Genomic DNA, 19,411 nt, shown 5'->3' with positions numbered 1-19,411 from the left:
GAGGTAGCATGACACTGGATTATCGATGGCTCCACGACATGGTTCGCAACCGCTTCGACTCTGACGAGGCCATGGAGGCCTTTCTTCCCAGGCCGCTGACGCCCGACGAGCTGAAACAGCTGGGGGATGACCGTTACCTTTCCGCCATGAGCCTGCGGGTGTTTCGGGCCGGCATGAAACACTCGGTGGTCGATGCCAAGTGGCCCGCCTTCGAGGACGCCTTCTGGGGGTTCGACCCCGAGAAGATGGTGCTGCTCACCCCGGAGCAGGTCGATGGCTACATGAACAACGAGCGCATCATCCGCCACCGGACCTAGCTGCAGACCATCCCCAGGAATGCGCAATTTATTCTGGATATTCGCCAGGAGCTGGGCACAAGCTTCGCCGAGTTCATCGCCGACTGGCCGAGTGCCGACATCATCGGGCTTTGGCGGCTACTGGCCACGCGTGGCGCCCGCCTGGGGGGACGCTCGGCCGCCGGCTTTCTGCGCCTGATCGGCAAGGATACCTTCCTGTTGACCGGCGATGTGGTGGCGCGCCTGGTCGCCGCCAATATCATTGACCAGCCGCCGACGAGTCAGCGCGACCTGCAGCGGGTCCAGGAGGCCTTCAATGAGCTGCAGCAGGCTTCCGGAAGGCCGCTGTGCCAGCTCTCGGCCATGCTCTCGTTGACGATCAATCCCCGGTTTTAATTCAGTTGGGAGCCTGATCACTAAGGCTAACGATGTGGGCGTGATGCACAATGGTTGCTACCTTGCTGGCGCGATTACGCCTGCTACGCCTATCTCAGTTGAGGCGGGCAAGTCACTCAAGCACGGCAGGGGCATGTGCAGCCGGGTTGATCTACCGGCGTGCCGTTCCGCCTGCTGCGTTTCTAGCGCATGGGAGGGGTGAAGATGAGAACGATCGGGCTGATCGGCGGCATGAGCTGGGAATCGACCCAGACCTACTACCGGCTGATCAATCAGGGCGTGAAGGCGCAGCTGGGTGGGCTGCACTCCGCCCAGCTGGTGCTCTACAGCGTGGACTTCGCCGAGATCGAAGCGCTACAGCGCCGCGGTGACTGGGCGGCCACGGCGCAGATTCTCGGAGCGGCGGCTCGCTCTCTGGAAGCGGCCGGTGCCGACTTCCTGGTGCTCTGCACCAACACCATGCATATCGTCGCCTCCCAGATCGAACAGGCCGTGACGATTCCCCTGCTGCATATCGCCGATGCCACCGCTAAAGAACTGCACCGGCAGGGCGTGAGCCGGGTGGGGCTGCTGGGCACCCGCTTCACCATGGAACAGGCCTTCTACCGGGAGCGCCTGGAAGCGCAGGGCATTCAGGTGCTGCTTCCCGATGCCACCCAGCGTGAGATGGTCCACTCCGTTATCTATGAGGAACTCTGCCAGGGCCAGATTGGGGCGGACTCGAAAGCCGCCTACCTGGAGGTCGTGGCCTCGCTGGGCGAGCAGGACGCCCAGGGCGTGATCCTCGGCTGCACGGAGATCGGGCTGTTGATTCAGGGCGACGATACCGAGGTTCCTCTCTTCGATACCACCGAGATACACGCCGAACAGACGGTGGTGGCGGCGCTTGCGACCAACCTCTACTTTGCAACCCCGCAACGGCTCACATAGGCTCCTCTTATGAATCCCCGGCAGGGAGCCAGGAAGGCATATCGCAGCACGCAAGGACTACCGCATGGATGGCTGCAAGTCGTCAGCATGCCCAGGTAGGGGCGGTAGCGTGCCTGGCGCCTTCGGTGCTTCAACCAAGTGGGCTGCGTACTCCAGCGAAGTCCTTGCCGAGTACATGGGTATAGATCTGCGTGGTTTCCACGCTCTTGTGGCCGAGTAACGCCTGCACCGTGCGGATATCGGTACCCTGAGTCAGCAACTGGGTGGCGAAGCTGTGTCGCAGGGTATGGCAAGAGCCCGGACGAGCTATTAAGGCGGCTCGCATGGCATGCTTTACCGCTCTCTGTACTGCCGATGGATGGATATGGTGCAACACCACCTTGCCTGCATCATCGAAGCACGGGCGGCTGGCGGGGAAGAGCCATTGCCAGGCTAGGGATACTCCTGCATTGGGGTACTTGCGATCGAGCGCGTGGGGCAGCGTCACCGGCACGCTTCCATGCTGCAGACGCTCCTCGAGCTGATGTTTGGCCACGGTGATGCTCTGCTGTAAGGCGGGAATACTGATCCCCGGGAGGAGTGTGGTTCTATCCTTCTCGCCCTTGCCAGCTCTCACCGTAATAATCTGCCGCTCGAAGTCAATATCTCGAACTCGTAGCCGGCATGTCTCTATGAGCCGTAGCCCTGAGCCATACATCAGGGTGGCCATCAGGTGCATGGGGCCAGCCAGGTGGCTCAGGACTCGCATGACATCTTCATGGGAAAGCACCACCGGAAGCCGGCGAGGGCGCTTGGCACGCGAGAACTCTCCGATATCTCCCAAGGGTTGATCGAGGACGTGACGATAGAGGAATACGAGAGCATTCAGCGCTTGGTTCTGTGTGGCCGTCGCCACTCGGCGCTCCACCGCCAAATGCTCGAGAAAGGTGCGTACTTCTGCGCCACCCATGCCGGCAGGATGACGTACCCCATGGAAGCGAATGAAGAAGCGTATCCAGTAGCAATAGGTTTTCTCGGTGCGCGGGCTGTAGCGTTTCACCCGCATGGTAGTCCTGACCCGGTCCATCAGCTTCGGTGGCCTGCATTGCGTATCCATAAAAACTTCCTCTCGGGATATGGATATTCATACAGTATTATGGATACTTGCAAATCGCGCAAGCACGCGAATTCTGCATAGGTAGCCAAATTATGCTTCAGACTCAGAAAATCAATGACTTACCGATATGAAATCATGCTTGATAAGATTGTTGAACGCGCATGCTCGTTCAAGTCAATAAACGAGCGCGCTGTCTAATACCTGTTAGGCGAATTCGCCAATCTCAACTTCGAACAAGGAGATAATATGGAAGTTAACGTTCAAAGAATAAATGGCAATTGGGATTTGGGCTATTCACTTGATAAGCATGTTTTATCAAGTACTTATATTGGGGATAATCAGTGGGGCCACCCTGAGTTTGACACAACAAGATCAGAAGTTGGTGAGGCGCTCTATCAATTAAAGTACCGTTCGAATTTTAACCAAGTAGCTAGCATTGCAAGCCAACTAAGTACTTCACTTTCGCAGTATTTTTCTAGCGCTTGTTTAGTCATCCCTATGCCTCCTTCTAAGCAGCGCGCAAGACAACCTGTAGTCGAAATCGCTCGAGCGTTAGCGAGAAACATGGGAATTCCATGTTATGAAAATTTGTTACTAAAAAATCAAGATACACCTCAAATGAAGGATATTGAAAATCGAGAGGAGAAGGTGGAAACGTTTGTTCAAGCCTTTGCTATTAACGACTCGCTGGGTGAAGGGCAATATGACGTCTTAATCGTCGATGACCTTTATGATTCTGGATCTTCTTTAGAGGCGGCAACTCGTGTTCTTAGAGAGTATGGAAAGATTAGAAATGTTTATGTTGCAACCGCAACTAGGAAACATTAATGCATAAAGTTTTTATTTCAGGCTCGATGAGAATTAAAAATATCAATCATGATGTATTGCGTCGTATCGACAATATTATTGACTCGGAATTTCAAGTATTGGTTGGAGATGCGGACGGCGTAGATGCATCCATTCAAAGTTACTTGGTCACTAAGGGGGCCAAATCTGTTCTAGTTTACTGCACTGGCTCCCAGCCAAGAAATAATGTTGGAGGTTGGGATACTAATAATGTTCAAACAAACCACTCCCCTGGAACTAGAGCATATTTCACAGCGAAAGATTTAGTGATGGCAGACGACTGTGATTATGGCTTGATGATATGGGATGCCAAAAGTACAGGAACTTTAAGTAATGCAATTGAGCTGCTTAAAAGAAAGAAGAGTTCGCTTGTCTTTGTTAACAAAGAAAAACTATTTATTAAAGTGAAAACAGTAATCGATCTGGAATCCTTGGTCTCTTACATGAGTGAAAGTGCACTATCTAAAGCCGATAAAAAAATTGGACTGCATTTATCTATTGAGAAATTTAAGAATGAACAAAGTAGCTTGTTCTAGGCGCCTAACAAGTCAAAGCACTCGGACGCAGCAAAGCTGCGCCGGTGTTTGAAGCGTTCGGCGTAATTAAAACTGTGAAAATATGAAGTACATATATCTTGATAATAACATTGTTATTGATTTGAAAAACAAAAGGCATCAAGGTGTTATTGATGTGGTGGATAGACTAAAAAATGGTGGGCATAGAATCGTTTTTAGCCCGGCTCATTTAGAAGAGATTGCTAATACAGTGAAACATCATGGGCAAAGTGAAGAAAGAGCTGATGAAAAGGTGCTGTTTTTAAAAGAATTAACGGATTCTTATTGCTTTCTGCCTTACCCAAGAAGGAATTTAGTTTCGGTTCGTAACAATGGAATAAATACATACAAGGAAGATCCTTTGGATACTTATGAAAGGGTGCTCTCTATGTATGATAGAAATATAATTCCAGAGCAACACCAAAAAGACAAGCTCCTGAATGGCGAAAAAATAGAAGAATCTGGAATAATCAATAAGTTAGAAGCTAATAATTCAGATATTCAAGTGGCTCTAGAAGAGTACCGAAAAGATCTTAAAAAAGTAGTTCGTAGCCATCATGTAAGAATGAAACGGCACCCTGATCTTGGCAAGTTTGTACCGGGGCAACACATAACTGCTTCGATGCTCCGTTTTGGTTTTATTCGCTCATATTTCCCCATATTTGAGATGGTTGTCGAAAAGCTAATGGAGCATCTGGAAAGTCAGAGGTACTTTCCAGATAAATCAGAGAAATATGACGCAAGTTTACATGACACTAGCCATGCGATTTATGCGGCTTATAGCGATGTATTTGTAACTAACGATGCTAACTTTGCTCGCAAGGTTAAAGCTGTATATCAATGGCTGGGAGTTGAAACTAAAGTGATGAGTCGGCAAGAGTTCTTAGAGTACACAGTCGCCTAACAAATGCAGGCACGGCGACGCCTACTACATTGCGCCTTCGGCTCCATTTCGTAGGCGCGCATGCTGCAAGCGTTATACGCAATCAAAAGCCGAGGTGAACTAGATGAAAAGTGAAGATTTTGATAAGTGTCGCCAATTTCTTGAGAAGGCGATCGAGAATTCCCCAGATAATGGCGAGCTTCTTAAAGTGTACTTACGGCTCATTGAGCTGAAAAGTGAGTATGACAAAGAAACGGACAAGGCGCGGATTGAGAAGGAGATTCGGGAGGCCGAGATCAATACCCAGTATCAAACTGCAGTACATACAAATAACACCGACCTGGATAAGGCATATCACACGAACAACACCAACTACGGGATGGCGGTTAGCCAGCAGCAGGGGGAGAATTATCGACATTACCAAACACAAGTTCATGGAACCGCCCAGAGCGCAATGCAGCACGGCGTTTGGCCTCCGCAAGTCGGTCATGGCGGCGTATAACACATCGCTCCAGCCGACGTCAGCCCGCTACGCGGCCTTCCTCGGCTGAGCTTCGCGTTATACGTCAAGGAGAGATGGGTGATTGACGAAAGCAAAAAATACGAAGCCATTCTCGTAGATACATCAATATTTGACGGGAATGGTTTGCGTTTAGAAAAAGGGCTTCTGGGTAAACTAAAGCAGTTTAAGCGAAGCCCAATTGAGTATTTATTCCCTGACGTAATCAACAATGAAGTAAAAAACCATTTAGATGAAAAGATCAAAAAGTCTAGATACTCGTTAGAAAAAGCACTGAATGACGCTGAAGATCATCTATTCTTCGAGGGGAGTGAGTTAAACGAATCTAGACAGAAGCTAATCGAAGGCCAAGAAATAGAGGGTCTATCTGACAGCAGGATTGCGCAATTCATCGAAGTTTCCGGGGCTTTGGTCTTAGAAACCGGGAATTTTTTATCTGTCGATAAGCTACTTAATCAGTATTTTTCAAAAGAGCCGCCTTTTGCGGAGTCAGGAAAAAAGAAGAGCGAGTTTCCAGACGCAATAGTACTTTTAGCCGTCGAGGCTTGGGCTGAAGCAAAAGATGTCAACGTTTTAGCTGTCGCCAAAGATGGGGATTGGGAAAAGTTCTGCGCAGAATCATCCCGAATAGATTATGAAGAGGATTTCTCTGTATCGCTTGACTACTTCAATAAGGAAAATGCTCCATATGCGTTAGTCGAAGCTATTGAAAATGCTCTGAAACAGGGTGACGCAAAAAACTTTCGCAATGGTGTTAATGCTTGTCTTACCTCCTATTTCGACGGATTTACGCCCGACCAAGACGCTGAATCCCAGTTTTACTGGGAGGCCGAAGGGAGCCACGGTTGGTTCAATAGTTTTGATTTTTTGGACGATGAATTTAGAGTTGTAGATAAAGATCATGACTCTGTGGTTCTTGAAGCTTATGTGTCAATTACGGTAGGGGCCGAGGGCGAATTTTCTTTGTCAATTTATGACTCCATCGATAAGGATCACAGCTACATAGGAAGTATTGACGTAGAAGCGGACGAGGAGTTTGAAACTGAAATTTTGATTACTCTGGTTGGCGATTTAAGTGGACCTATTGATCAATTGGAGGTCGATGAGGTTGAAGTTGTGGACCCAATAAAAACTGTGAACTTCGGAACATTAGAGCCAGCGCCGAGTTTTTATTACTAGACAAGCTAACCAAGTTGTCTTAAATCACTTTACCATTGAAACTCTGAGCGGCCCTATATTCAAAAAATGAAGAATTATGAGTATTGAAACAAGTGCATTAGTCGGATTGGTGGGAGTACTACTCGCGTTTCTTGAAATTTGGAAGCCGGGTGTAGCTTTAGCAATCGAGCAGGGAATTGACAGAGTAATCATGTATACGACGGAATACCGGTCTGCAACGATTGCAATTTTGCAAAGGGTCGTCAGCAATACAAAGCCTATATTGAAAGATATTGAAAAAGGTCCTCAGCCGACAACTTCCGACCAGTTTATGGCTAATCAAGTTGCTGCATCTGAGCGTTGGAAAGATATAGGTATTGGGTATCTAGCGGTAGGATCATATTTAATTCTATTAAAGCCTGCCAAACTGCTGATGTCTTTTTTGAACTGGCTGGGTAAAGGTAAGGCGGTTGGTGGTATTGGCTTAGTACTGAGTCTCGTAGGACTGATACTTCCGTCTTGTGTATAACAAGGCCAGGCACGGCGACGCCTACTGCATTGCGGCTTCGCCTCCATTCCGCAGCCGCGCATGCTGGCTGGCGTTAGGCCTGCATCGTTAATCCCATATTTTAGGTGACTTCATTGGATTGGAGAGATTATCAAGAAGAAGCTGCTGAATTTTTCCGTTCTCTGGGTTTGGAAGCCGAGACTGACGTTACGATTCAGGGTGCAAGAACAAAACATGATATCGATGTATTGGTGAAATCACATCATGCGGGATTTGACATAACTTGGCTTATTGAGTGCAAGCATTGGAAGTCCAAAGTTTCTAAACTTCATGTCCTTGGTCTTAGGGAGATTGTTAATGATACAGGGGCTGATCGAGGAATTCTTCTGGCAGAGAATGGATTTCAAAGTGGTGCAATAGAGGCGGCGGCACTGACAAATGTCCATGTAACTTCGCTAGCTGAAGCTGCGAATACGGCTAGCCACGAAATCCACTCAATGAGGTTAAGAGAACTCTACGACAGATTGCTGTGGTGCAAGGATAAATATTGGGAAATCCCTAAGGCCAAGAGAATTGAGGGTGGCTTGCGTCCAGGTGTTCCTGATATTGGTTATTCAGGAGACTGGGCTATAAAAGCAGGCGAGGATTTGATCACGAAAGGTCTGCGCGGCAATTATCCAATCAATACAGATGAGGTTCACCTTTTAATGGCCCCATCACTAATTGAGCAAAAATTGCCAAGTAAAATTGAAAGCATACAGGAGTTATTGGGCTCAGTAGAACCGTTAGTAAAAAACTTAGAGAATAAAATAAGTGCATGCAAATCAGAAGCCTAACAAGTTGCTGCACGCGGAAAAATTACTCGCTGCGCTCCTAAATTTGCGGTGAGCAAGGCGTTAAGGTGAGAAAGAGTAATGAATATTAGAGAGGCAACAAAAGAAGACTGGGATTCAATATGGCCAATATTCCATGAAATAGTTTTGGCCGGTGAGACGTATGCATACGAAATAAATACAACCAAAGAGCAGGCTGAGAAAATTTGGTTAGATGCTCCGCGCAAGACCTATGTATTTGAAGAAAATAACAATATATTAGGTACGTATTATTTGAAAACTAATCAAGCCGGCCCTGGTGATCATGTTTGTAACTGTGGCTATATGGTTTCTTCGCGGGCAAGAGGCAAAGGGCTAGCGACATCTATGTGTGAGCACTCTCAAAAAATAGCACTAGAGCTGGGTTACAAAGCGATGCAGTTTAATTTTGTAGCATCAAGCAATGAAGGTGCTGTTCATCTATGGGGAAAGTTAGGCTTCGAAATAGTTGGTCGTTTACCAAAAGCATTTAATCATCCAGCACAAGGCTACGTTGATGCATTGGTAATGTATAAATGGTTGCAAGCATAACGAGGGCAGTCAACAGGACACGCAAAACGTGCCTCTGCTGGCGGCGTTAAATGCCAGTGATAGCCAGATCCAGTGCCCCATCAAGCCTTCAACCCAGGGGTTGGCATGCCGACAGTATCCGATACTGAGCGACTGACTCTTCGGCATTTCGCGCACGTGGATGCCGACTTTATTGTGCGGCTGCTGAATGAGCCTTCGTTCATTCGCCATATCGCCGACACGCAGGTTCGCACCCGGGAGGAGGCCGTTCGCTACCTCGATCGCGGTCCGATGGCGAGCTACCGCACCCATGGCTTCGGTCTAAACCTGGTGCAGCTGAAAGGCGAGGGCACGCCGATCGGCATGTGTGGCCTGGTGAAACGGGACGAAGTGGAGAGGCCCGATCTCGGCTATGCGTTCCTGCCCGAGTTCTGCGGTCAGGGCTACGCCTTCGAGGCCGCGACCGCTGTGCTCGAGCAGGGCATGATAGCGCACGCGCTTGAGTCGGTGCTTGCGGTGACGCTGCCGGACAACGCTCGCTCCAACCGCCTGTTGCGCGCACTGGGCTTTCGTGCCCGGGGAAGCGTGTGGCTCTACGGGGCACGGAACAACCTCTACGAGTATCGTCGCTAGCCGCGGCGTGGCCCTGACGGGTGGGCGCTTTCCTCTCTCGAGGGGCTGTGACACCATCGCTGCTTTCGTCGTTCGGAGTCAATGTGTCGTGATCGTTCGTGATCGCCCCGGAGCGTTCAGGCTGATGCTGGCCTGGAAGGGCTCGGTGGTGCCCCATATCCTGCCGCATATCCTGCTGGCCGGTCTCTTCGCCGCCGCCATCACCTGGGTCGCTCGCCATCACTATCTTGAAGGCATCGTTCAGCACACGCTGCTGCCGTTTACCTTGATGGGCATCGTGCTGTCGATCCTTCTGAGCGTGCGCAACACGGCGACCTACAACCGCTGGTGGGAGGCGCGCCAGCAGTGGGGGCACATGGTCGTCGAGATGCGCAGCCTGGTCCGGGTCGGCGGTATCTATCTGAGCCCGGAGCGGCGCCGGGAGATAATGATGCGCGCGCTGGCCCATGCTCACCTGCTGCGCGGGCAGTTGCGCGAGGAGGAGGTGCGCGCAGACCTGCCGGCCTCGCTCTCCGCTGACCTTGTCGACCGGGCGCTGAGCCTGCGCAATCCCGCGGCCTTCATGCTGCAGCGGGCCGGCGACGTGGTGGCCGAGGCGCGACGAGCAGGAGAGGTCGACTCGGTGGCCGCGGCCGCGCTCGATGATCACCTGCACGGCATGGCCGAAATCCAGGCCGCCTCGGAGCGTATCGCTCAGACACCGCTACCGTTTGCCTATACGCTGCTCGCGCACCGTACCGCTTACGTATACTGCTACCTGCTGCCGTTCGGACTGGTGTCGGGCGTCGGCTGGTTCACCCCGGTGTTCACCGCCATCGTCGCCTACACTTTCTTCGGGCTCGACCGCCTCTCGGAGCAGATGGAGTTTCCTTTCGGCCGCGAGGCCAATGACCTGCCGCTGGACGCCATCTGCCGAGTGCACGAGATCAGTGTGGCCGAGGCGCTGGGCGATCCGGCACCCGAGCCGCTGCAGCCGGTGGCGTTCGAGCTGCAGTAGGTCGCGCGGGGCCTAGCCGCTAGACAGTTATCGGCTCAGGTGCCGAAGTAGAGAAATTAATCTGATAAAACATATGAAAAAGCGGTGTTGTCGTCTTTGGCTGGGACAGCCTGCTGCGTAGTCCGCGTCCAACCTTGGCGCAACCCACCCAAAACCGAAGCCCCCGAGCTAAATCACTGGCTCGGGGGCTTTTTTCGTTCTGTTGTGTCAGTTACCTGGCGGCGAGCGCTACACCCACCTTGGAGCGGTTGGGGCGACCGATGGTCTGGGTGATCCAGGTGCCGGTGTCGGCCAGGGCGTCAAGGTCGATGCCGCTCTCGATGCCGAGGCCATTGAGCAGGTAGACCACGTCCTCGCTTGCCACGTTGCCGGAGGCACCCTTGGCGTAGGGGCAACCGCCGAGGCCGGCCACGGAGCTGTCGATGACGGCGATGCCTTCCTCGAGCACGGCGTAGAGATTGGCAATCGCCTGACCATAGGTGTCGTGGAAGTGGGCGGCGAGCTTCTCCATGGGCACCTCGCGGCTGACCGCCTCGAGCATGCGCTTGGCGGTGAGCGGGGTGCCGGTGCCGATGGTGTCGCCGAGCGAGACCTCGTAGCAGCCCATGTCATACAGTGCCTTGCTTACTTCGGCCACCTTGGCGGGGGCGATCTCGCCCTCGTAGGGGCAGCCCAGCACACAGGAGACGTAGCCGCGGACCCGCACTCCGGCTTCTCGTGTGCGTTCGAGCACCGGCTCGAATCGGGCCAGAGACTCGGCCACCGAGCAGTTGATGTTCTTCTGGGAGAAGGCCTCGGAGGCGGCGCCGAATACGGCAACCTCCTCGACGCCACACTCGAGTGCCGCTTCCAGCCCCTTGAGGTTGGGGGCGAGTGCCGCGTAGGTGACGCCATCGCGGCGCTTTAGGTCGGCCATTACCTCGCGATGGTCGGCCATCTGTGGCACCCACTTGGGGGAGACGAAGCTGGCCGCCTCGATATAGCGGATGCCGGCCGCGCCCAGGCGGTCGATCAGTTCGAGCTTGGTGTCGGTCGCGATCGGCGTCGACTCGTTTTGCAGTCCATCGCGGGGGCCGACCTCGACCAGGCGTACCTGCTTGGGGAATGTCATGAATTCTCTCCTGTCTTGCCGACGTGCCGATAAGGTGCCTATGGGTCGCGGCTTGCCCGGCGACAGGTCTACGAGGGGGCGCTGTGAACCCTTCCCTGGGCGCTACCGATGCCATCCATGGCATAGGACCCCCTCTGCGACCTGTCCCCGGCGCCGCTCAGCCTGGCGGGCTGTCACTCTTCGGGTGCGAACTCGAGCAGCACGTCGCCCTGGCCGACGGTGTCGCCGGCGGCGAAGTGGAAGCTCTCCACGTGGCCGTCGGCGGGGGCGGCCATGGTGTGCTCCATCTTCATGGCTTCCATCACCATCAGCGGCATGCCTTTCTCGACCCTCTGGCCCGGCTCAACCAGCAGCGCCACCACCGTGCCGTGCATCGGAGCGGTGAGAGTGGACTCCGTCTCGTGCTGGCCGTGGTCGATGGCATCGATGCGCCGCCAGAACAGGCGGGTCTCGCCGCTGCTGTCGGCCATTACCACCACGCCGTTGTCGGCCAGGCGGGCCTGCAGACGACGACGGTGCCCATCCAGAGTGACCGCCACGGCGTCGCCTTCCAGGTGCTGGATGCGTGCGGTCAGCGTGCGTTCGCCGATCACCAGCTGCCAGGGGCCGGAGGCGGCCTCGCGACGGCCCTCGACCACCACTACCTCCTCGGCATCCGGTGCCTGGGCGCGGCTGAGGTCGTGGCCGGTGGCGCACAGGGCGATGCGGATGGTGTTGGGTGCGTTCAGGCGGAAGCCGTCATGACGATCCCAAGGGGAGTCGCTCTCGCACTCCCGGGAGAGCTGCTTGAGGCCAATCAGGGCCGCCGAGGCGTAGGCTTCGGTGGTGATCTCGCGTGGCGCGAACAGGCTCTCCTCGTGCTTCTCGATAAAGCGTGTATCGAGATCGCAGCCCTTGAAGGCCGGGTGGGTGGCCAGGCGCTGCAGGAAGGCGCGGTTGGTCACCACCCCTTGCACGTCCAGTGCGGCCAGCGCGCGGTTGAGGGTGGCGAGTGCCTGGTCGCGGTCGCCGCCGTGCACGATCAGCTTGGCGAGCATGGGGTCGTAGTGCATGGAGACGGCATCGCCGCTCTCCACGCCGCTGTCCAGGCGCACCTTGTCGGCATCCAGCCCCGCGCCCTCGAGGTCCAGGGCGAAGCGGGTCAGGGTGCCGGTGGCGGGCAGGAAGTCCTGCTCCGGGTCCTCGGCGTAGAGGCGTGCCTCGAAGCTATGGCCGCTGATCGTCAGCTCGTCCTGGGCCAGCGGCAGCGTCTCGCCCATGGCCACGCGCAGCTGCCACTCGACCAGGTCCTGGCCGGTGATCATCTCGGTAACCGGGTGCTCCACCTGCAGGCGGGTGTTCATCTCCATGAAATAGAACGAGCCATCGGCATCCAGGAGAAACTCCACCGTACCGGCGCCCACATAGCCGATCTCCTTGGCGGCGCGCACGGCGGCTTCGCCCATCTCGCGGCGGAGCTCGGCGCTCATGCCCGGCGCGGGCGCCTCCTCGAGTACCTTCTGGTGGCGGCGCTGCACGGAGCAGTCGCGCTCGAACAGATAGACACCGTTGCCGTGGCTGTCGCAGAAGACCTGCACCTCGACGTGGCGTGGCTGGGTCAGGTATTTCTCGATCAGCATGCGCTGGTCGCCGAAGGCGGCCTGGGATTCACGGCGGCAGCCATCCAGGGCGGCCTGGAAGCCGTCGCTGGACTCGACCACTCGCATGCCCTTGCCACCACCGCCGGCGCTGGCCTTGAGCAGCACCGGATAGCCGATCTTGTCGGCCTCGGCCTTGAGCAGGGCGTCGTCCTGGTCGTCGCCGTGGTAGCCCGGCACCAGCGGTACGCCGGCGTCATGCATGCGCGCCTTGGCGGCGGACTTGTCGCCCATGGCGGCGATGGCGGAGGCGGGCGGGCCGACGAAGGTGATGCCGGCCTGGTCGAGGGCCTCCACGAAGGGGCCATTCTCGGAGAGGAAGCCGTAGCCGGGGTGGATGGCGCCGGCGCCGGTGCGCTTGGCCGCCTCGATCACCGCCTCCACCTTGAGGTAGCTGTCGCGAGCGGCGGCCGGACCCAGGCGCACGGCCTCGTCGGCCTCACGCACATGGCGGGCATTGGCATCGGCATCGGAGTAGACGGCGACGGTGCGCAGCCCCATGGTGCGCGCGGTGCGCATCACCCGGCAGGCGATCTCGCCGCGGTTGGCGATCAGTACCGTATCGAATTTCTTCATTTCAGTGGTCATGAGCGGGGCTCCGCGGCACGGGGGTTCTGTTCTTTGGAAACAGGTTCTTCGGAGGCAGAGGGTTGCGTCCAGGCGGGGCGACGCTTCTCGAAGAAGCTGGCAAGGCCCTCCTGTCCCTCTTCGCTGACGCGCAGCTCGCTGATCACCCGGCAGGTATGCTCCCGGGTGGCGTCGCTGTCGGGCTCGCGTGCGACATCGGTGAGCAGCGCCTTGGTGGCGCGCTGGGCCTGGGGCGAGCCGGCCAGCAGGATCTCGAGCATTGCCTCCACGGCCTCGTCGAGTTCGTCATGTGGGACGACGCGATGGGCCAGGCCGAGTGCCAGGGCGGTGGGGACATCGATGACCTCGGCGGTCAGCGCATAGCGGCGCATCTGGCGAGGGCCGATGGCGCGCTGCACATAGGGGCTGATCACCGCCGGTGACAGGCCGATCTTGACCTCGGAGAGGCAGAACTTGGCCTTCTCTGAGGCGACGACCAGGTCACAGCAGGCGGCCAGGCCCACGGCGCCACCGAAGGCGGCTCCCTGCATGCGGCAGAGGGTGGGGCAGGGCAGGGTATCGAGGCCGTGCATCAACGCCGAGAGCTTGCGAGAGTCGGCGAGGTTGCCCTCGACGTCGTACTCGACCATGCGCTTCATCCAGCCCAGGTCGGCGCCGGCGGAGAAGCTCTTGCCCTCGGAGCCCAGCACCACCACGCGCACCTCACCCTTGCTGGCGGCCTCGTGGAGACGCTCCAGGTGGGCGTTGAGCTCGGCGATCAGGTTGTCGTCGAAGGCGTTGTGGATCTCGGGGCGTTCCAGCGTCAGCCAGGCGACACCGCGCTGATCGACGTCCAGTCTTGAGTAGGAGGGGGTAGCTGACATAGCAATCGTCTCTGCGTTGGGGGTAGGAGCTCGACTTGTCGGGCGAGTGGCGCGAAGGCGTCCAGGTTGGCCGCAGAGCGGCGGTTCGCGCGATACATCGCGCTCCTACCACCTCCCTTGCGTGGCAAGGGAGATCACATCCGGAACACGCCGAACTTGGTCTCTTCGACCTCGGCATTCATGGCGGCGGCGAGCGACAGGCCGAGCACATCGCGGGTCTGGGCCGGGTCGATGACGCCGTCGTCCCACAGCCGTGCGCTGGCGTAGTAGGGGTGGCCCTGGTGCTCGTACTGCTCGCGGGTGGGCTGCTTGAACGCCTCTTCCTCTTCCGGGGACCACTGCTTGCCTTCGCGTTCGATCTGCTCGCGCTTGACCTGGGCCAGCACGCCGGCGGCCTGCTCGCCGCCCATCACGGAAATTCGCGCGTTCGGCCACATGAACAGCAGGTTGGGATCATAGGCGCGGCCGCACATGCCGTAGTTGCCGGCGCCGAAGCTGCCGCCGATCAGCACGGTGAACTTGGGGACCTTGGCGCAGGCCACCGCGGTGACCAGCTTGGCGCCGTGCTTGGCGATACCCTCATGCTCGTACTTCGAGCCGACCATGAAGCCGGTGATGTTCTGCAGGAAGATCAGCGGAATCTTGCGCTGGGCACACAGCTCGATGAAGTGGGCGCCCTTGACCGCGGACTCCGAGAAGAGCACGCCGTTGTTGGCGACGATGCCCACCGGGTGGCCGTGAATATGCGCGAAGCCGGTGACCAGGGTGTCGCCGTAGTAGCGCTTGAACTCGTCGAAGTCGGAGTCGTCGACGATGCGTGCGATCACCTCACGCACGTCATAGGGCTTCTTGAGATCGGTACCGACGATGCCGTAGAGCTCGCTGGGGTCGAGGCGCGGGGCCCTGGGCTCCTGCATCTTCAGCTGGCCGCGCTTCTGCCAGTTGAGGCGTGACACGCTGGCTCGGGCCAGCTGCAGGGCGTGAGCGTCGTTCTCGGCGTAGTGGTCGGCCACGCCGCTCTTCTTGGCGTGCACATCGGCGCCGCCCAGGTCCTCGGCGCTGATGCTCTCGCCGGTCGCGGCCTTCACCAGCGGCGGACCGCCGAGAAAGATGGTGCCCTGTTCGCGCACGATGATCGACTCATCGGCCATGGCCGGTACATAGGCGCCGCCGGCGGTGCACGAGCCCATCACCACGGCGATCTGCGGGATGCCCTCGGCGGAGAGAGTCGCCTGGTTGTAGAAGATGCGGCCGAAGTGGTCGCGATCCGGGAAGACCTCGTCCTGGCGGGGCAGGAAGGCGCCGCCGGAGTCGACCAGGTAGATGCACGGCAGACGATGCTTGCGGGCGATCTCCTGGGCGCGCAGATGCTTCTTCACGGTGAGGGGGAAGTAGGTGCCGCCCTTGACGGTGGCGTCGTTGGCGACGATCACGCACTCCACGCCGGAGACGCGGCCGATGCCGGTGACCACTCCGGCGGCGGGCACCGCGGAGTCGTAGACCTCATGGGCGGCCAGCGCCGAGAACTCGAGGAAGGGCGAGCCCTCGTCGACCAGGTGGTCGATACGGTCGCGCACGAACAGCTTGCCGCGGCTCTCGTGACGGGCGCGAGCCTTCTCGCCGCCGCCCTGGGCGATGGCGGCGGTGAGCTCACGCAGCTTCATCACCTCATCACGCATCGCCGTCTCGTTGGCCTGGAAGCCTTCGCTGCGCGGATTGATCTGGGTTTGCAGGATGCTCATAGCGAATCCTTGAAGACGTTTACCAAGGGAGGTAGGAGCGGGATTTATCCCGCGATGTTGAGCATCGCTCGATGAACCATCGCCCGATAAATCGGGCTCCTACACGGAGTCGGCGGTGGTTAGGCAGATTCGTTGAACAGCTCGCGGCCGATCAGCATGCGGCGGATCTCGCTGGTGCCGGCGCCGATCTCGTAGAGCTTGGCGTCGCGCAGCAGGCGGCCGGTGGGGTATTCGTTGATGTAGCCGTTGCCGCCGAGCAGCTGGATGGCATCCAGTGCCACCTGGGTGGCCTTCTCGGCGCAGTAGAGGATGACGCCGGCGGCGTCCTTGCGGGAGGTCTGGCCACGGTCGCAGCCAGCCGCCACGGCGTAGAGATAGGCACGGCAGGCGTTGAGGGTGGTGTACATGTCCGCCACCTTGCCCTGCACCAGCTGGAATTCGCCGATGGACTGGCCGAACTGCTTACGCTCATGGATATAGGGCACCACGATATCCATGGCGGCTTGCATGATGCCGATGGGGCCGGCGGCGAGCACGGTGCGCTCGTAGTCCAGGCCGCTCATCAGCACGCGCACGCCCTTGCCGACTTCGCCGAGCACGTTCTCTGCCGGCACCTCGCAGTCCTGGAACACCAGTTCGCAGGTGTTGGAGCCGCGCATGCCGAGCTTGTCGAGCTTCTGGGCGGTGGAGAAGCCGGGCATGTCCTTCTCGATGATAAAGGCGGTGATGCCCTTGGAGCCGGCATCCGGGTCGGTCTTGGCATACACCACCAGAACGTCGGCATCGGGGCCGTTGGTGATCCACATCTTGTTGCCGTTGAGGATGTACTTGTCGCCATCCTGGCGGGCACGCAGCTTCATGGAGACCACGTCGGAACCGGCGCCCGGCTCGGACATGGCCAGCGCGCCGATATGCTCACCGCTCATCAGCTTGGGCAGGTACTTGGCCTTCTGCTCCGCATTGGCATTGATCTTGAGCTGGTTGACGCAGAGGTTGGAGTGGGCGCCGTAGGAGAGGCCAACCGATGCACTGGCCCGGGAGATCTCCTCCATGGCGATGCAGTGGGCCAGGTAGCCCATGCCGGTGCCGCCATCCTCGTCCGAGACGGTGATGCCGAGCAGGCCCATGTCGCCGAACTTCTGCCAGAGATCGTTGGGGAATTCATTCTTCTCGTCGATCTCGGCGGCACGCGGGGCGATCTCGTCGCGCGCGAAGGCGTTGACCTGTTCGCGCAGCATGTTGAGTTCTTCGTCGAGGCCGAAGTCGAGGGGCTTGAAGGGCGTGTGCATGGGGGGACTCCCGTTCTTGTCTGAGTTGTGGCGTCTGGCGCTGGGGTAGGGGGACGCGCACAACGGGCCATATCGGGTGATAACACCGTATATGGTCCAAGACTAGGGCAGGTTTACGTTAACGTAAAGTGCGCCTTGTGGCTTGTACGACGAATGTCCAATCCAGCTTACGCGGCGCTGGGGAAGAACAGCTGCTGGCCGCAGGCGTCGAAGTCGCCGATGGCGTTATGACCCTCCCCAGAGAGTAGCTACTCATGCCACTGTCCGGCCAGGTCGTGCCTGGAGTGGGGGTGTTGGAAGGGGTAAAGGGAGCGGCCCAAATGACATAGACCTTAGTCTAAGGTTGGTGCCATGCAAGCTTGGTGACAGCTTGGCCCTCTAGAGTCACGTTGCCGGGCGATGCCCGAGCTGAATCTAACCGGTTTTCATCTAACTGATTTTTATCTAACAACGTAGGGTACACACGCCATGTTCGATCGCTTCCTTCCCAAGCCCCTGATGGCCGGCGCCGCGGCAGCCATGCTGGCCTCTCTGGCGATGACCACTCCGGTGGCCGCCGATGATTACCCGGACCGTCCTGTCGACCTGGTGGTGGGCTTCGGTACCGGGGGCAGTGCCGATCGCATGACCCGGGCCGTCTCCACCTATCTGGCCGAGGAGCTCGGTGTGCCGGTAAAGGTCACCAACCGCCCCGGCGCTGGCACCCAGGTATCGGCGAACTATATTCTGTCGCGCCCGGACGACGGCTATACCGTCTACGCCTCCACTTTTGCCCCTACCTGACCAACACCATTCTTACCGGAGGGGCCCAGTACGGCATCGAGGACTTCTCCTTCATCAACTTCCAGTGGTTCGACCTGGACCTGATCGCTGCCAACAAGGACAGCGGTTTCGAGGACCTGCCGTCGTTGCTGGAGGCGATCCGCGATAACCCCGGCGAGATTCGGGCCTCGGTGGTACAGGGCTCCGCCGGCCATCTGATGGTGCGCCTGCTGCTGGATGAGGCGGGCATTCCCCAGGAGAACCTCAACCTGGTGACCTACAACAGCGGTGGCGAGGCTCGTTCCGCGGTGGCCGGCGGCCAGGTCCACTTCACCTCCATCAGTGCGCAGGGCAGCGAAGGGATCCGTGAGTTCCTGACCCCGCTGGCCATCGTCAACGATGAGCGCATCGAGCAGTGGGACGCACCGACCATCAACGAGGCGCTAGACCCCATGGATATCGAGGTGCCGGTGTTGCAGGGCTCCATGCGCGGCTTCGCGGTGACCGCCGAGACCGAGCGTCAATACCCGGAGCGCTACGCGATCCTCTCCGAGGCGATCCAGAACACCCTGGCTCGCAAGGAGGTTCAGGAGCAGCTTGAAGCTGGCGATATTGGTGGCGTCTGGGTGGGGCCCGAGCGTTCCAATGAGCTGATGCGTACCAACTTCGAGGTCTTCGAGGCCTACGCCGACCTGCTCAACTGATCCTTCCCGCATGATGCACCCCCGGCGATTCCGCCGGGGGTGCCTGGAGTTTTCTCATGTCCACCAACAAACGCGACTATGGGGACCTGCTCGTCCTCATGGCCCTGGCCGCTTTTACCCTTTGGTATCTGCTGGATGCCATCCGGGTCTCCTCGGCCATCCAGAACCTGTTGCTGATCCTGCCTCTCTCCCTGGTGGTGCTGGCCATCGTGGCCCTGGAGGTAGGAGTGCGCCTGAAGAAGGGTACCCTGCTGATCCGCGAGGAGAGCGAGGGTGAGCCGCTGCACCATACCCTGCCGGTGGTGGGGCTGTTCGCCGTCTATGTGCTGTCGCTGCAGAGCCTGGGGTTCGATGTGGCCACGGTGCTGTTTATCGCGGCCTTCCTGGTCCTCAAGGGCGAACGTAACTGGCCACTGCTGGGCGGCTATAGCCTGGCCTTCGGCTTCGGCGTGGCACTCTTCTTCTCGCAGATGCTGCCCTATCCCATGCATATGCTGATCCTTCCGGGCTAAGGGA

The 19,411-nt window shown here is 57.7% G+C and carries 22 protein-coding genes; 16 read left to right on the top strand and 6 right to left on the bottom strand.

What is annotated here, in order from left to right; all coding sequences use genetic code 11:
- Positions 1 to 8 precede the first annotated feature (8 nt).
- The 3 genes from RM463_RS01960 to RM463_RS01950 all read left to right on the top strand — a co-directional run bounded on the left by RM463_RS01960 (position 9) and on the right by RM463_RS01950 (position 1,622).
- A complete protein-coding gene (locus RM463_RS01960) occupies positions 9 to 317 on the top strand; it encodes a DNA-3-methyladenine glycosylase I (RefSeq protein ID WP_311428763.1) in 309 nt (102 codons plus the stop codon).
- Positions 318 to 515: 198 nt separating this feature from the next.
- A complete protein-coding gene (locus RM463_RS01955; protein WP_311428762.1) occupies positions 516 to 692 on the top strand; it encodes a hypothetical protein in 177 nt (58 codons plus the stop codon).
- Between the two features lie 204 nt (positions 693 to 896).
- Positions 897 to 1,622: an aspartate/glutamate racemase family protein gene (locus RM463_RS01950; RefSeq protein WP_311428761.1), complete on the top strand. Its 726-nt coding sequence runs from the start codon at positions 897 to 899 to the stop codon at positions 1,620 to 1,622.
- A 130-nt stretch (positions 1,623 to 1,752) separates the two neighbouring features.
- On the opposite strand, the gene RM463_RS01945 is transcribed toward RM463_RS01950, so the two are convergent.
- Entirely contained in the window at positions 1,753 to 2,718 is a 966-nt protein-coding gene (locus tag RM463_RS01945) for an integron integrase (RefSeq protein ID WP_311428760.1), read from the bottom strand.
- 246 nt (positions 2,719 to 2,964) lie between these two features.
- Between RM463_RS01945 and RM463_RS01940 the strand changes: the two genes are divergently transcribed.
- The 10 genes from RM463_RS01940 to RM463_RS01895 all read left to right on the top strand — a co-directional run bounded on the left by RM463_RS01940 (position 2,965) and on the right by RM463_RS01895 (position 10,199).
- Complete coding sequence (locus RM463_RS01940) at positions 2,965 to 3,546, top strand: ComF family protein (protein ID WP_311428759.1); 582 nt, start codon at positions 2,965 to 2,967, stop codon at positions 3,544 to 3,546.
- Entirely contained in the window at positions 3,546 to 4,100 is a 555-nt protein-coding gene (locus tag RM463_RS01935) for a hypothetical protein (RefSeq protein WP_311428758.1), read from the top strand. The genes RM463_RS01940 and RM463_RS01935 overlap by 1 nt, the downstream gene beginning before the upstream one ends.
- 82 nt (positions 4,101 to 4,182) lie before the next feature.
- Positions 4,183 to 5,022 (top strand): hypothetical protein, encoded by an 840-nt coding sequence (locus RM463_RS01930; RefSeq protein ID WP_311428757.1) that lies wholly within the window; start codon positions 4,183 to 4,185, stop codon positions 5,020 to 5,022.
- Positions 5,023 to 5,125: 103 nt separating this feature from the next.
- Positions 5,126 to 5,503 carry a hypothetical protein gene (locus RM463_RS01925; RefSeq protein ID WP_311428756.1) on the top strand — a complete coding sequence of 126 codons (378 nt, stop codon included), beginning with the start codon at positions 5,126 to 5,128 and terminating at the stop codon, positions 5,501 to 5,503.
- Positions 5,504 to 5,581: 78 nt separating this feature from the next.
- A complete protein-coding gene (locus tag RM463_RS01920; RefSeq protein ID WP_311428755.1) occupies positions 5,582 to 6,700 on the top strand; it encodes a PIN domain-containing protein in 1,119 nt (372 codons plus the stop codon).
- A gap of 76 nt (positions 6,701 to 6,776) precedes the next feature.
- Complete coding sequence (locus tag RM463_RS01915) at positions 6,777 to 7,208, top strand: hypothetical protein (RefSeq protein ID WP_311428754.1); 432 nt, start codon at positions 6,777 to 6,779, stop codon at positions 7,206 to 7,208.
- 113 nt (positions 7,209 to 7,321) lie between these two features.
- Complete coding sequence (locus RM463_RS01910; protein ID WP_311428753.1) at positions 7,322 to 8,023, top strand: restriction endonuclease; 702 nt, start codon at positions 7,322 to 7,324, stop codon at positions 8,021 to 8,023.
- 78 nt (positions 8,024 to 8,101) lie between these two features.
- On the top strand, positions 8,102 to 8,590 hold the full coding sequence (locus RM463_RS01905) for an N-acetyltransferase (protein WP_311428752.1): 489 nt from the start codon (positions 8,102 to 8,104) through the stop codon (positions 8,588 to 8,590).
- A 105-nt stretch (positions 8,591 to 8,695) separates the two neighbouring features.
- Positions 8,696 to 9,202, top strand: coding sequence for a GNAT family N-acetyltransferase (locus tag RM463_RS01900; RefSeq protein WP_311428751.1), 507 nt, complete (start codon positions 8,696 to 8,698; stop codon positions 9,200 to 9,202).
- An 88-nt stretch (positions 9,203 to 9,290) separates the two neighbouring features.
- Positions 9,291 to 10,199, top strand: coding sequence for a bestrophin family ion channel (locus RM463_RS01895; protein WP_311428750.1), 909 nt, complete (start codon positions 9,291 to 9,293; stop codon positions 10,197 to 10,199).
- 211 nt (positions 10,200 to 10,410) lie between these two features.
- Here RM463_RS01895 and RM463_RS01890 read toward each other — a convergent pair whose 3' ends face one another.
- From RM463_RS01890 to RM463_RS01870, 5 genes are all read right to left on the bottom strand, one after another.
- Positions 10,411 to 11,310 (bottom strand): hydroxymethylglutaryl-CoA lyase, encoded by a 900-nt coding sequence (locus RM463_RS01890; protein WP_311428749.1) that lies wholly within the window; start codon positions 11,308 to 11,310, stop codon positions 10,411 to 10,413.
- A 173-nt stretch (positions 11,311 to 11,483) separates the two neighbouring features.
- Positions 11,484 to 13,535, bottom strand: a complete 2,052-nt coding sequence (locus tag RM463_RS01885) for an acetyl/propionyl/methylcrotonyl-CoA carboxylase subunit alpha (RefSeq protein WP_311428748.1) — start codon at positions 13,533 to 13,535, stop codon at positions 11,484 to 11,486.
- Positions 13,532 to 14,398, bottom strand: a complete 867-nt coding sequence (locus RM463_RS01880) for an enoyl-CoA hydratase/isomerase family protein (RefSeq protein WP_311428747.1) — start codon at positions 14,396 to 14,398, stop codon at positions 13,532 to 13,534. The genes RM463_RS01885 and RM463_RS01880 overlap by 4 nt, the downstream gene beginning before the upstream one ends.
- A 134-nt stretch (positions 14,399 to 14,532) precedes the next feature.
- Complete coding sequence (locus RM463_RS01875; protein ID WP_311428746.1) at positions 14,533 to 16,140, bottom strand: carboxyl transferase domain-containing protein; 1,608 nt, start codon at positions 16,138 to 16,140, stop codon at positions 14,533 to 14,535.
- Between the two features lie 119 nt (positions 16,141 to 16,259).
- Positions 16,260 to 17,429 (bottom strand): isovaleryl-CoA dehydrogenase, encoded by a 1,170-nt coding sequence (locus RM463_RS01870; RefSeq protein WP_195688157.1) that lies wholly within the window; start codon positions 17,427 to 17,429, stop codon positions 16,260 to 16,262.
- A gap of 468 nt (positions 17,430 to 17,897) precedes the next feature.
- On the opposite strand from RM463_RS01870, the gene RM463_RS01865 reads away from it, so the two are divergent.
- The 3 genes from RM463_RS01865 (at position 17,898) to RM463_RS01855 (ending at position 19,407) form a co-directional block, all read left to right on the top strand.
- Positions 17,898 to 18,212, top strand: a complete 315-nt coding sequence (locus RM463_RS01865; RefSeq protein ID WP_311428745.1) for a tripartite tricarboxylate transporter substrate-binding protein — start codon at positions 17,898 to 17,900, stop codon at positions 18,210 to 18,212.
- 125 nt (positions 18,213 to 18,337) lie between these two features.
- Positions 18,338 to 18,895 (top strand): hypothetical protein, encoded by a 558-nt coding sequence (locus tag RM463_RS01860; protein ID WP_311428744.1) that lies wholly within the window; start codon positions 18,338 to 18,340, stop codon positions 18,893 to 18,895.
- 56 nt (positions 18,896 to 18,951) lie between these two features.
- Positions 18,952 to 19,407: a tripartite tricarboxylate transporter TctB family protein gene (locus RM463_RS01855; protein WP_311428743.1), complete on the top strand. Its 456-nt coding sequence runs from the start codon at positions 18,952 to 18,954 to the stop codon at positions 19,405 to 19,407.
- Positions 19,408 to 19,411: the final 4 nt, after the last annotated feature.

This window comes from Halomonas sp. LES1 (assembly GCF_031846005.1).
In the GTDB taxonomy this organism is placed as follows: domain Bacteria; phylum Pseudomonadota; class Gammaproteobacteria; order Pseudomonadales; family Halomonadaceae; genus Halomonas.
The sequence above is the reverse complement of the archived record's forward strand: the minus strand, read 5'-3'. Positions and strand labels throughout refer to the sequence as shown.

Bases quoted from the DNA above. Each gene is read 5' to 3' on its own strand.
- RM463_RS01875 (WP_311428746.1), bottom strand. From the start codon at position 16,140: ATGAGCATCCTGCAAACCCAGATCAATCCGCGCAGCGAAGGCTTCCAG.
- RM463_RS01870 (WP_195688157.1), bottom strand. From the start codon at position 17,429: ATGCACACGCCCTTCAAGCCCCTCGACTTCGGCCTCGACGAAGAACTC.
- RM463_RS01960 (WP_311428763.1), top strand. From the start codon at position 9: ATGACACTGGATTATCGATGGCTCCACGACATGGTTCGCAACCGCTTC.
- RM463_RS01925 (WP_311428756.1), top strand. From the start codon at position 5,126: ATGAAAAGTGAAGATTTTGATAAGTGTCGCCAATTTCTTGAGAAGGCG.
- RM463_RS01945 (WP_311428760.1), bottom strand. From the start codon at position 2,718: ATGGATACGCAATGCAGGCCACCGAAGCTGATGGACCGGGTCAGGACT.
- RM463_RS01880 (WP_311428747.1), bottom strand. From the start codon at position 14,398: ATGTCAGCTACCCCCTCCTACTCAAGACTGGACGTCGATCAGCGCGGT.
- RM463_RS01855 (WP_311428743.1), top strand. From the start codon at position 18,952: ATGTCCACCAACAAACGCGACTATGGGGACCTGCTCGTCCTCATGGCC.
- RM463_RS01940 (WP_311428759.1), top strand. From the start codon at position 2,965: ATGGAAGTTAACGTTCAAAGAATAAATGGCAATTGGGATTTGGGCTAT.
- RM463_RS01950 (WP_311428761.1), top strand. From the start codon at position 897: ATGAGAACGATCGGGCTGATCGGCGGCATGAGCTGGGAATCGACCCAG.
- RM463_RS01885 (WP_311428748.1), bottom strand. From the start codon at position 13,535: ATGACCACTGAAATGAAGAAATTCGATACGGTACTGATCGCCAACCGC.
- RM463_RS01935 (WP_311428758.1), top strand. From the start codon at position 3,546: ATGCATAAAGTTTTTATTTCAGGCTCGATGAGAATTAAAAATATCAAT.
- RM463_RS01905 (WP_311428752.1), top strand. From the start codon at position 8,102: ATGAATATTAGAGAGGCAACAAAAGAAGACTGGGATTCAATATGGCCA.
- RM463_RS01930 (WP_311428757.1), top strand. From the start codon at position 4,183: ATGAAGTACATATATCTTGATAATAACATTGTTATTGATTTGAAAAAC.
- RM463_RS01900 (WP_311428751.1), top strand. From the start codon at position 8,696: ATGCCGACAGTATCCGATACTGAGCGACTGACTCTTCGGCATTTCGCG.
- RM463_RS01865 (WP_311428745.1), top strand. From the start codon at position 17,898: ATGTTCGATCGCTTCCTTCCCAAGCCCCTGATGGCCGGCGCCGCGGCA.
- RM463_RS01915 (WP_311428754.1), top strand. From the start codon at position 6,777: ATGAGTATTGAAACAAGTGCATTAGTCGGATTGGTGGGAGTACTACTC.
- RM463_RS01890 (WP_311428749.1), bottom strand. From the start codon at position 11,310: ATGACATTCCCCAAGCAGGTACGCCTGGTCGAGGTCGGCCCCCGCGAT.